The organism is Bacillus sp. 220_BSPC (assembly GCF_001054655.1).
GTDB classification, from domain to species: Bacteria; Bacillota; Bacilli; order Bacillales; family DSM-1321; genus Peribacillus; species Peribacillus frigoritolerans.
In genome coordinates, this window is the sequence record NZ_JVPL01000018.1 from 1 (window position 1) to 9,953 (window position 9,953).

The 9,953-nt window shown below is 39.3% G+C and carries 13 protein-coding genes; 7 read left to right on the forward strand and 6 right to left on the reverse strand.

Annotated features, from left to right (window positions below; all coding sequences use genetic code 11):
- Nucleotides 1-134: 134 nt before the first annotated feature.
- Both ADA55_RS01125 and ADA55_RS01130 read left to right on the forward strand, forming a co-directional pair.
- The gene (locus tag ADA55_RS01125; RefSeq protein WP_048678026.1) at nucleotides 135-971 is read left to right on the forward strand and encodes an MBL fold metallo-hydrolase; all 837 of its coding nucleotides are present in this window, start codon (nucleotides 135-137) and stop codon (nucleotides 969-971) included.
- A gap of 80 nt (nucleotides 972-1,051) precedes the next feature.
- On the forward strand, nucleotides 1,052-1,483 hold the full coding sequence (locus tag ADA55_RS01130) for a CBS domain-containing protein (protein ID WP_105718815.1): 432 nt from the start codon (nucleotides 1,052-1,054) through the stop codon (nucleotides 1,481-1,483).
- A gap of 42 nt (nucleotides 1,484-1,525) precedes the next feature.
- On the opposite strand, the gene ADA55_RS01135 is transcribed toward ADA55_RS01130, so the two are convergent.
- Nucleotides 1,526-3,499, reverse strand: coding sequence for a S9 family peptidase (locus tag ADA55_RS01135; protein ID WP_048678028.1), 1,974 nt, complete (start codon nucleotides 3,497-3,499; stop codon nucleotides 1,526-1,528).
- A 167-nt stretch (nucleotides 3,500-3,666) separates the two neighbouring features.
- Complete coding sequence (locus ADA55_RS01140) at nucleotides 3,667-3,987, reverse strand: YckD family protein (protein ID WP_048678029.1); 321 nt, start codon at nucleotides 3,985-3,987, stop codon at nucleotides 3,667-3,669.
- 276 nt (nucleotides 3,988-4,263) lie between these two features.
- On the opposite strand from ADA55_RS01140, the gene ADA55_RS29020 reads away from it, so the two are divergent.
- Nucleotides 4,264-4,410 (forward strand): lmo0937 family membrane protein, encoded by a 147-nt coding sequence (locus ADA55_RS29020; protein WP_105718814.1) that lies wholly within the window; start codon nucleotides 4,264-4,266, stop codon nucleotides 4,408-4,410.
- Nucleotides 4,411-4,501: 91 nt separating this feature from the next.
- On the opposite strand, the gene ADA55_RS01145 is transcribed toward ADA55_RS29020, so the two are convergent.
- Complete coding sequence (locus ADA55_RS01145) at nucleotides 4,502-5,419, reverse strand: NAD(P)/FAD-dependent oxidoreductase (RefSeq protein WP_048678033.1); 918 nt, start codon at nucleotides 5,417-5,419, stop codon at nucleotides 4,502-4,504.
- A gap of 139 nt (nucleotides 5,420-5,558) precedes the next feature.
- On the reverse strand, nucleotides 5,559-5,882 hold the full coding sequence (locus ADA55_RS01150; RefSeq protein WP_048678030.1) for a winged helix-turn-helix transcriptional regulator: 324 nt from the start codon (nucleotides 5,880-5,882) through the stop codon (nucleotides 5,559-5,561).
- A gap of 242 nt (nucleotides 5,883-6,124) precedes the next feature.
- Here ADA55_RS01150 and ADA55_RS01155 point away from each other — a divergent pair, with 242 nt between their 5' ends.
- The 3 genes from ADA55_RS01155 (at nucleotide 6,125) to ADA55_RS01165 (ending at nucleotide 9,278) form a co-directional block, all read left to right on the forward strand.
- A complete protein-coding gene (locus tag ADA55_RS01155; RefSeq protein ID WP_275452463.1) occupies nucleotides 6,125-7,225 on the forward strand; it encodes a nitric oxide synthase oxygenase in 1,101 nt (366 codons plus the stop codon).
- Nucleotides 7,226-7,288: 63 nt separating this feature from the next.
- Nucleotides 7,289-7,561, forward strand: coding sequence for a hypothetical protein (locus ADA55_RS29930; protein ID WP_048678031.1), 273 nt, complete (start codon nucleotides 7,289-7,291; stop codon nucleotides 7,559-7,561).
- Between the two features lie 778 nt (nucleotides 7,562-8,339).
- The gene (locus ADA55_RS01165; RefSeq protein ID WP_034307265.1) at nucleotides 8,340-9,278 is read left to right on the forward strand and encodes a magnesium transporter CorA family protein; all 939 of its coding nucleotides are present in this window, start codon (nucleotides 8,340-8,342) and stop codon (nucleotides 9,276-9,278) included.
- Between the two features lie 30 nt (nucleotides 9,279-9,308).
- On the opposite strand, the gene ADA55_RS01170 is transcribed toward ADA55_RS01165, so the two are convergent.
- Nucleotides 9,309-9,500 (reverse strand): hypothetical protein, encoded by a 192-nt coding sequence (locus tag ADA55_RS01170; protein ID WP_063590933.1) that lies wholly within the window; start codon nucleotides 9,498-9,500, stop codon nucleotides 9,309-9,311.
- Nucleotides 9,501-9,595: 95 nt separating this feature from the next.
- Here ADA55_RS01170 and ADA55_RS29025 point away from each other — a divergent pair, with 95 nt between their 5' ends.
- Nucleotides 9,596-9,760 carry a hypothetical protein gene (locus tag ADA55_RS29025; RefSeq protein ID WP_153246077.1) on the forward strand — a complete coding sequence of 55 codons (165 nt, stop codon included), beginning with the start codon at nucleotides 9,596-9,598 and terminating at the stop codon, nucleotides 9,758-9,760.
- Nucleotides 9,761-9,863: 103 nt separating this feature from the next.
- Here ADA55_RS29025 and ADA55_RS29030 read toward each other — a convergent pair.
- A partial coding sequence (locus tag ADA55_RS29030) for a YuzL family protein (RefSeq protein WP_153246078.1) occupies nucleotides 9,864-9,953 on the reverse strand: 90 nt, incomplete at its 5' end.

The window sequence follows — 9,953 nt, forward strand, 5'->3', positions numbered from 1 at the left end:
TAAAAATAGACAAACTCGATTTTCATCGAGTTTGTCTACAGTCTGGAACAGCCTATATAAATATAGGTTGTTTTTTATTTTCTCGTACAGGGTATCCTTTAAAAAACAGTATGTTCAAAATAGGAGGATTATAAATGGATGATAATCATTTGAATGAAAAATTCATGCCAATGACTTCAATTTCCAGTGGAGATGTACAGATAATAAATGAGGATATATATTGTCTGTCCGTCCAAATCGTTAATGTAATTTTTGTAGGGTCACCAAAAGATGATAAATGGGTATTGATTGATGCAGGGATGCCGCGTTCAGCAGAGGCAATAAAGAATACTGCAAAAGAAATATACGGACCGAAAAAACCACCTGCTGCAATTATTTTGACACATGGACATTTCGATCACGTTGGTGCACTGATTGAGTTAATGGAGTATTGGGAGGCTCCTGTTTATGCCCACATTAAAGAAATGCCTTATTTAACGGGACAGGAAAATTATCCCGAACCGGATCCAACTGTTGAAGGGGGGATGGTCGCCAAAATTTCATCGATATTTCCGAATGAGGGAATCAACCTTGATGAAAAAGTCCAGCCATTGCCTGATGATCATAGTGTTCCCGGGCTTCGTGATTGGAAATGGGTACACACCCCAGGCCATTCGGAAGGACATATTTCACTTTTCCGTGAAAGTGACCGAAGTTTGATTGTTGGAGATGCTTTTGTGAATGTCAGGCAAGATTCCCTATACAAGGTTATCACTCAGGAGAAAGAAATAGCAGGACCGCCGCGGTATTTAACAACCGATTGGGAGGCTGCCAAAGAATCGGTACGTCTATTGGAAAGTCTGAAGCCCGCTGTTGCCATAACGGGGCACGGGTATCCTGTTGAAGGGAAAGAACTGGAAATGGGTTTAGCGAAGCTTGCAAAGGAATTCGATTCATTAGCTAAACCGGATCATGGGAAATATGTGGAATGAAGGGTGACCGTGTTTAATGAATAATTTCTCTGCAGAAGTCAAAAATAAACAAGCAACTTATGAAAAATGGAGGGATTTCCGTGACTAATTTAAGAGATATCATGACAACAGACGTTGACTGTTGCACTGCGGAAGATAATATATATGAAGCAGCAGTCAAAATGAAGAATGATGATGTTGGTGTCATTCCTGTATTGGAGAATAACCATCTAATCGGTGTCATTACAGACAGGGATATCGTCATTCGCTGTGTTGCCGAGAAAAAGCCGAACTCGACTAGAATTACCGATGTCATTTCCACCAATCTTGTAACAGGTACGCCTGATATGTCAGTGGAGGAAGCTGAGGAGTTAATGGCTACCGAACAAATCAGAAGGCTCCCTATCATTGAAAATGAAAAGCTGGTCGGTGTCGTTGCATTAGGTGATCTTGCTGTACACCAACAGACAAATTCAATGGCGGGAGATGCTTTAAGTTCAATTTCCGAAGACAGAGATCAAATTCAGCACTAAAAACCAAAACTCTGTTAGCTATTGCTAACAGAGTTTTGGTTTTTAAAGATACTTATTGAACCAACCCTTGATTTCCTCAACATGTTGCAGGCGCATTTTTGGAGATCCGCTTCGCGATACCTCATGAGTTTCATTTGGGAATGAAACAAGTACGGCTTCTTTATTTTGCCGTTTTAAAGCGACAAAAAATTGCTCGCTCTGTTCAATGGGACAGCGGAAGTCCTTTTCTCCGTGAAGTAAAAGTAAAGGCGTATCCACATTGGAAACATATTTTAATGGAGAGTGCTGCCATAGTTTTTCAGCAGAGTTAATGATATCGCCGCCAACTTCCCACTCTGTAAAATAATAGCCAATGTCGCTGACCCCATAAAAACTTAGCCAGTTACTGATACAACGCTGAGACACAGCCGCCTTGAAGCGGTTGGTATGTCCGATGATCCAATTTACCATGAATCCTCCATAACTTCCTCCGGATACCCCTAAATCTTCATCGTCTATAAAATCATACGTAGCTAGAACGTGATCGACTCCAGCCATTAAGTCCTTATAGTCCATGCCTCCATAGTCGCCACGGCAGGCGTTTACGAAGTCTTGGCCATATCCTACACTCCCGCGCGGGTTAGTGAACAATACAGTATACCCTTCATTAGCCAAGGTCTGGAATTCATGAACATAGGTATTAGCATACATCATATGCGGTCCGCCGTGGATTTCTAAAATGAGCGGATATTTTTGACTACCATTAAAACCGTTCGGTCTCATGATCCAGCCGTGAATGGTAAGCCCATCGACTGATGGAAAAGTAATGGGTTCAGCCATGGACAAATGTTTATCCTTCAAAAAATCCTCATTAACAAAACTGATTTGTTCCTTATCACCATTGGTAAGGTTATAAGCAAAGAGGTCGCCAGGATGAACAGGTGTACTGATGGCCACGACAGCACGGTGGCTTTCGGGATCTATAGTCAGGCCGTATATATGCTGCGGGTCAAGGATTGATGGATACATAGCTCCTTCAATGGAACCATAATATACTCCGGTATTTCCATAATCACTTATTAAAAAGTAAAAACCTTGACTATCGTTTGTCCACAAAATACCTGGGTCGACGGCTCCGATTTGGAAATCCCCTATTGCGGAATCTCCAATTTGCACGTCCCATCCGTCGGTCAAACACTGAGTCGTTTGGTCCATGATGGAATATAACCAAATATTTGAAAAGGTGGCACCCGCAAATTCTTTATTATGGCCAATGAAAGATAGATATTCGCCATTTGGAGACCATTTAGGATCTCTAAAGAAACCTGTACTATCCGTAATTTTCTCTAAAGATTTTGTATCAAGATCCATGATGAAAATATCTGAAAAAAGTTCATCATCACTTCTTTCTGCATCCCCACTTATGAATGCAATATGCTTTCCGTCTGGAGACCACGCATTCGGAAGATGATCAATATTGTTTTCCGTCAGCAATGTGAATTCTCCCTTAAAAATGTCCGCTATTACAAGCTGCTGATACAACTGATCAAAATAGCCTCTCCCATCCCATTTATACTTGATCCGGTCATACCTATTAACTTCTTTGGATAGATCATTTTCCTTGACCGTATTAAGGTTTTCGCCTTCCTTTAACCCGGTAGAAAGCAGTAACTTGGTGGAACAAGGGGACCAAATAGGCTTTGATGCGCCGTTAACGAAATGGGTGAGCTGGCGAGCTTCCCCGCCAATGCTCCCGATAATGTGGACTTGTTTTTTTCCTGATCTATCTGATATAAAGGCGATATGCTTGCCGTCGGGGGACCAGGCTGGTGATGTATCACGATTATCCCCAAACGTCCATTGCTTTGTTTCATTCGTAATCAGGCTGAACATAAACAGATTGGAAATGTATTTTTCCGTTTTTTCATCTATTCTGGTTTGGACATAAACCGCCATGCTGCCATCCGGTGATAGCTTTGGATCGGTTACTGATTTCAAGTGAAATAAGTCTCTTGCTGTTATACCTATTTTGTTCATCCTTTTCACCCTTTCATTTCTCATAGTTATGTATTTCGCTAAAGAGAAATAAAATCCTTTAGTAAATGGTAAACGCGTCATGTTTATTTATCAAGGATGAAAGAAATGAAAATAATCCGGCCTTTTTATCAGGTCGGATTATCTGGATATATCGGAAAAAACTTACATTACTTATGCATATGTCCTGTATGCGGACGGTGCGGCGGTATTTGGAAATTATGTTCTTCCATCATTTTATAATGTTTTTCAAAATGTGAAACCATTTTATCGGCTTCTTCTTTCGAAAGCGCGCCATACTCAACATATTTTTCGATCAATATCTTTTTGTCAGCGAGTATTTGTTTTTGGATCTTAGCGATTTCCGATTTTTGAGCATCAGTGAATTGTACACTTTCAGTCTTTGCTTTATTTTCCTGTGCAGCCGGATGATTAAGGTTGACTAAGAATAGGGAACAAGCTGTTAAACAGATGACGAAAAACTTTTTCATGAATGAAAGACTCCTTCTTTTTAATGATTTTTTCTGTCTAATTGAAGAACTGTAGAACCTTTAAAAACCTGAAAGTCTCTTCCTAATGGTGAATGATTATCAATATGGAAGATTCCTTATTTCTTTATTATCATTTACAGCATTTACAGTTTTATGTAAAAAATAAGGGGAAGGTTTGTTAGAGAAAGATCTGGGTATTTTAAATGTAAGTTGAAAATTTTGTTGAAACTTCTTATTAATAAAAAGTCCTTTAAAAGGGAAGAAAGGGGGATTATCATGTTTTGGACGATTATTGGTGTAATAATATTATTATGGGTTCTTGGTTTAGTCTTTAAAGTGGCTGCAGGCTTTATACATATCTTGCTTATCATCGCGGTCATTCTCATTTTGGTTAAGGTTTTTAAGGGAAGGAATCGAATGTAGATGTGTATTGAATGACTGACCTGGAAAAGCTTTTAAATACCAATGTAAAAGGCGGCCTGGTGAACAGGGCGCCTTTTAATTCAGTAAACTGTCAATCATAAGGAAGTGGATGGCCTAAAAGCCTCTTATGAATCCATATCGCTGACTGGGTGCCATCTCCCATGGAAATGGTGACTTGTTCGGAATGGGCAACGAGGTCGCCGCCTGCCCAGACTCCTTTAATATTCGTTTCTTTAGTCCGGGGATGAACCACGACATGATTGTTTTCATTGATTTGCACACCTAATTGTAAGGCTAGGTCATTATTAAGTTTGTTCCCTTTAAACGCCGTAAATGCCTTTTCAGCTCTGATAATTTTACCAGATACTAATTCTATGCCCGTTAACTCCTGATTGGCATCGACATGAACCTCACAAACTTCCTCTTCAATTACGGGAATGTGATTTGCCGTTAACTTATCTCTATACTCATCATCAATTTTAGATTTCAAATGGTTTACGTAAATGATATCTTTTGACCAATATAATAGAGTAAGCGCCATGCCTGCACCCGTATTTCCGCCACCAAGAACAACGGTTTGCTTATCCATGATCTCATACCCATCACAGTCAGGGCATATATATGTGGATGTCCCAAGAGTTGAATAGATGTTTTTGATTGGAGGAATGTTATCGGTAATGCCAGTACCCAGAAAAATCATTTTTGCTTGATATTCCCTGTCATTTTTAGTTTGGATAAAAAATATGTCCTGCTTTTTTTCTAGAGATGTCACTGTATCATCCGTGAATTCGACACCGAATTTTTCAGCGTGCTGCCTGCCAAGCGTCCTTAATTGTTTGCCGCTTACCCCGTCTGGCCACCCAAGAATGTTATGGTATGCCTTGGCAATGGAGGAGCGGCCTTGAGCAGAATCAATGACGATAATATCATGTTTATATCTTCCTAGCTGGATGGCTGCCTGAATCCCGGCTATACCTCCACCAATAATAATGCAATCTGCTTGTTTCATGAATTCACCGCCCATAAATTTGGAATAAACCTAGTGTTATTCTATCTGTAAAAAATATACCACTAGTCGCTGGAGCTTAAACAAAAAAAAGGAGGAAGTCCGCTGCTGGCAGATCTTCCTCCCTTATCTTTAGCCTATATCATTGATTTTGTATTGGTTCGAGCCATTCTTGTGCCCAATTTTGAATTTCGTTCATAACCGGTGCAAGGGCCTTGCCTTTTTCAGTTAAAGAATATTCAATCCTGACCGGTGTCTCTGGATATACGTCCCTTTTAACAATACCTTCAATTTCCAAGTCCTTTAAACGTTCAGAAAGAATCCTGCCGCTTATCGGGAATGCAGATTCAATATTACAAAACCGTTGAGGGCCATTAAGTAATTGATTGACAATCAATCCAGTCCAGCGTTTACTCAAGATTTGCATTCCTTTTTCAAATCGTGGACAAAGTGTCGTATTATTCATCATATCACCTCATTATTAATATATTATAATGCATTTACCTCATATGTAACAACTTTACCGAAAATTATTTAGTTACTAGAGATGTTATGGTATAAGAAATTCACGAGCTTACTTTAAGTATCATGAAAAGGTTTCCGCCTCGGATTTGCCACATTTAAAAAAAAGCGCGCTTTTAAAAAATGTGTTGTTTAGAGATATCATGAAAAATATGTTATTTTAATATGGAAGTCAAAGTTTTGCAAATGGAAGGATCCGTGGGAAAGATGAGTGAGTTACTGCAAGAGGCCGTATCCTTTATCAGGACAAGTTATCCGGAATTATTGAAAACGGAAGAGGACATAAATGGCAGGATCGAACAAATTAAAAAGGAAATAAATGAAACAGGCAGATATGAACATACATATGAAGAATTGGTTTATGGTGCTAAATTAGCTTGGCGGAATAGCAATCGTTGCATTGGGCGCTTTTTTTGGGAATCACTAAGGGTGATTGATAAAAGGATGATTCAAAGCGAAGAACAAATGGTATCGGCCCTCTTCGAACATATCGAATATGCTACGAATAATGGGAATATCAGACCTGTGATTACAATTTTCAAACAGAAAGATCATGATAGAAAAGTGGATATTTGGAATCATCAGCTTATTCGTTATGCAGGATATGAGACGGAACATGGTGTAATCGGCGATTCAAGTTCAATCGAATTCACAAAGCGATGTATGGCATTAGGGTGGGAAGGGAAATTCGGACCTTTCGATATTTTACCCCTTGTAGTCCAAGTGGACGGAAAAACCCCTAGTTTTCATGATATACCTGAAAGCCTCGTTAAAGAGGTTCAAATCACCCACCCTGAACTGACATGGTTCGAAGATCTTCAACTAAAATGGTATGCAGTTCCAATCATATCTGGTATGAGGCTGGAAATTGGCGGTATTACTTATTCAGCTGCACCATTTAATGGGTGGTACATGGGAACGGAAATCGGTGCGAGGAATCTTGCTGATGAAGAACGCTACAATATGCTGCCGGCAATCGGTGAGAGAATGGGCCTGGATGTTAAACGTGATTCGAGTTTATGGAAAGATCGAGCCCTTATCGAACTGAATGAAGCAGTCCTTCATTCGTATAAAAAACACGGAGTCAGCATTGTTGATCACCATACAGCAGCTAAGCAATTCAAGAAATTCGAAGAAAAAGAAGCCTCTTATGACCGGAAAGTAACGGGGGATTGGACCTGGTTAATTCCACCGGTGTCACCAGCCACAACTCATGTTTTTCATCAGCCATATAACAATGAAATAATGAAACCTAATTTCTTTTATCAAATTCCTCCATATAAATAAAGGTTTACATGAACTGGCGGCGGGTATATATATAGCAAGCCAAAAAAAATAAGGGGGAAGGTAATGATGGCATTAGGAAGAAACGTGGTATTACTAGGAGTCGGAGTTGCCGGAGTCTCATTTTTATCGAATAAAACGAACAGAGGAAAAGTGAAGGACATGTGGTCCAATGCAAAAGCAAAAACGGTAGGCTTTTGGAATAGGACGTCTTCAGAGCTTGATCCTGTAATTGAAAAGGCAGGTCACCCTGATCCATATGATCATGATGACAATAAAATGGTGGATGAAGGCGCCATGTACGGTGTTCACTATTATAATAATGCAAAGCATGGATAAAGTAATCAGAATCGCCTGGGAGTACCCAAGCGTCAGACTGCAGACAAACTTGTTCAGTTTGTCTGCAGTTTTTTTAATTAAAAGGTTGTTTTGATTTCAGAAATCTGCTCCTTTTCCGCCGACTGTCTGCCAAACCGTATCAAAGCAAGCGCATGTGGTGTCTTGGCTACCCAGTAATTCGGCAGGAGTGTCGCAAATTTCTTCAATCTGAATGAGGGTTACCTATATATAAAAAGTAAAAAAACATGAAGGATAACCAGCTATTCTTTAAAATCATGGTTCAGGATGAGACCATTCCGACCCATGATTTTAAAACAAAGTTGATTGGAACGTAAGGAACGAGACTCCTGCGGGAAAAGCGCGTCAAAGGGAGACCCCGCAGGCTGCGCCAAGGAGGCTCCCGGATCGCCCGCGGAAAGCGAGTGCCTGGAGTGGAAACCAACTTCTGAAAATTGTAACCATCTACTAACTGTCGCTTGTGGCTACCCAAGCGTTTTTTTGAAGTGGTATTTTATTTATCAATTGATAAAAGTCAGATAATTACGAATCCTGAACAAGGATTCAAGGTAATAAATTATTTATTGTGCTTTAAATGAATAAGGATTAAGATAAAAGAATCGAAAGGAAGTGGATACGAGTGAGCAGCAGTTCTTATGATCCTGAACCCAGAAAGCAAGAGGAAGCCAATATGATGCTAGAAGTCGAGACTGTTATTCTCCCTGAGTATCTGCTCGAAGAAGGTAAATAAGGCTTTCTCTATAGAAGAGGAGGTCAAAAAATGATTGAAATCTACAAGACGGATGATAACCGTCACCTGAACAATATCGAGGAAATGACAAAAGGTTCCTGGGTGAACATTGTCGCGCCCACAGAAGCTGAAATAGATTATATATGCTCGACTTTGAAGTTACCGATCAATTTCATGAAGGATCCACTGGATGATGAGGAAAGGCCTCGTATCGAAAAAGAGGATGATAATGTTTTAATTATTGTCGACTTCCCATATTTGACCAGGGATGAAGCCGACTTACCGATTTTTGAAACGATTCCCATAGGCATGATCTTTACCAAAGACTGTTTCATTACGGTATCTCTGAAAGAAACACCGATATTGGCGAATTTCAAAAACAATAAGATCAAAGGTTTTTTCACCAATAAGAAAACGAGGTTTGCTTTACAAATATTATTCGAGATTTCATCCTATTATTTACGTTACCTGAAACAGATTAACAAGATGACTAATGAAGCCGAACGTGAATTACATCAGTCAATGAAAAATAAAGAATTATACACTTTCCTTGCTTTGGAAAAAAGCCTGGTTTATTTTACGACATCATTGAAATCCAATCGTGTAGTCCTTGATAAGATCCTTCGTTTTAATTATTTGAAAATGTACGAAGAAGATAAAGAATTGCTTGAGGATGTAATCATCGAAAATGCTCAGGCTATCGAAATGGCAGAAGTGTATCTATCCATTCTTAGCGGTATGATGGATGCATTCGCTTCGATCATTTCCAATAATGTCAATAATGCCATGAAGTTTCTAACATCAGTGACCATTATATTAACGCTCCCGACGATGGTGGCAAGTTTTTACGGAATGAATGTGGAACTGCCATTTGAACATAATCGGTTTGCTTTCATTTTTACATTATTAATTGCCATCACTTTGGCGGGGACGACTGCATTCATTTTTTGGAAGAAAAAATATTTTTAAGATTAACCGGCTTATTAAGCCGGTTTTGTTTTATTCCTCGAAAAAATCAGAAAATCCTTCACTGTTAATGCGATCTGAATAAGGGTTCTCATCATTTACATTCTTTGCATCCAAATTGGTTTTAATCACTAAACGGGGACTCTCTGATGCTTCTCTTATGATACGATCGTTCAACTCTTTAAAATCCGGTACATTCTTATTGCCGGGTTTGTTTGGTTCCAATATAACCACCTCCATTTTTATCTTTGCAATAAATGATGGGGTGTATTCATGAATATTCTTAGGTTTGGGAAGGATAAAGGACTGAGGAGGAGATCATGATGACCAAATGGAACGAGCAAGCAGCTCGCAATAATAATTTAAGGGCAAGTGATTTAAACCCAGATGGAGCCGATAAAGGAAAAATGGATTCAAAAAAAATTGATGGAGATCAATTGAATGATCTAAAGATCCAAGAGGAAATCAGAAAGCAAAATATGTAAGAGAAGTCCCTGATTTTAAAGTAAAGCAAAAAAGAATCATGCAGCGGAAAACGCTTGGCGGATAAACCAAGCGTTTTCATGGTTGATTTAGGATTCTCTTTTATCAGGTACGCTTTTGCTTTTTAAGTGAAGAGGGTTGAGTGAAGGACCCGGTTTCTTTTGTAGTGGTACCTTGCCCCTCTACCTGAGAAGA

Excerpts from the sequence above, each read along its gene's own strand:
- ADA55_RS01125 (WP_048678026.1), top strand. The coding sequence starts at position 135 with ATGGATGATAATCATTTGAATGAAAAATTCATGCCAATGACTTCAATT.
- ADA55_RS01135 (WP_048678028.1), bottom strand. The coding sequence starts at position 3,499 with ATGAACAAAATAGGTATAACAGCAAGAGACTTATTTCACTTGAAATCA.
- ADA55_RS01140 (WP_048678029.1), bottom strand. The coding sequence starts at position 3,987 with ATGAAAAAGTTTTTCGTCATCTGTTTAACAGCTTGTTCCCTATTCTTA.
- ADA55_RS29020 (WP_105718814.1), top strand. The coding sequence starts at position 4,264 with ATGTTTTGGACGATTATTGGTGTAATAATATTATTATGGGTTCTTGGT.
- ADA55_RS01145 (WP_048678033.1), bottom strand. The coding sequence starts at position 5,419 with ATGAAACAAGCAGATTGCATTATTATTGGTGGAGGTATAGCCGGGATT.
- ADA55_RS01150 (WP_048678030.1), bottom strand. The coding sequence starts at position 5,882 with ATGAATAATACGACACTTTGTCCACGATTTGAAAAAGGAATGCAAATC.
- ADA55_RS01155 (WP_275452463.1), top strand. The coding sequence starts at position 6,125 with ATGGAAGGATCCGTGGGAAAGATGAGTGAGTTACTGCAAGAGGCCGTA.
- ADA55_RS29930 (WP_048678031.1), top strand. The coding sequence starts at position 7,289 with ATGATGGCATTAGGAAGAAACGTGGTATTACTAGGAGTCGGAGTTGCC.
- ADA55_RS01165 (WP_034307265.1), top strand. The coding sequence starts at position 8,340 with ATGATTGAAATCTACAAGACGGATGATAACCGTCACCTGAACAATATC.
- ADA55_RS29025 (WP_153246077.1), top strand. The coding sequence starts at position 9,596 with ATGATGACCAAATGGAACGAGCAAGCAGCTCGCAATAATAATTTAAGG.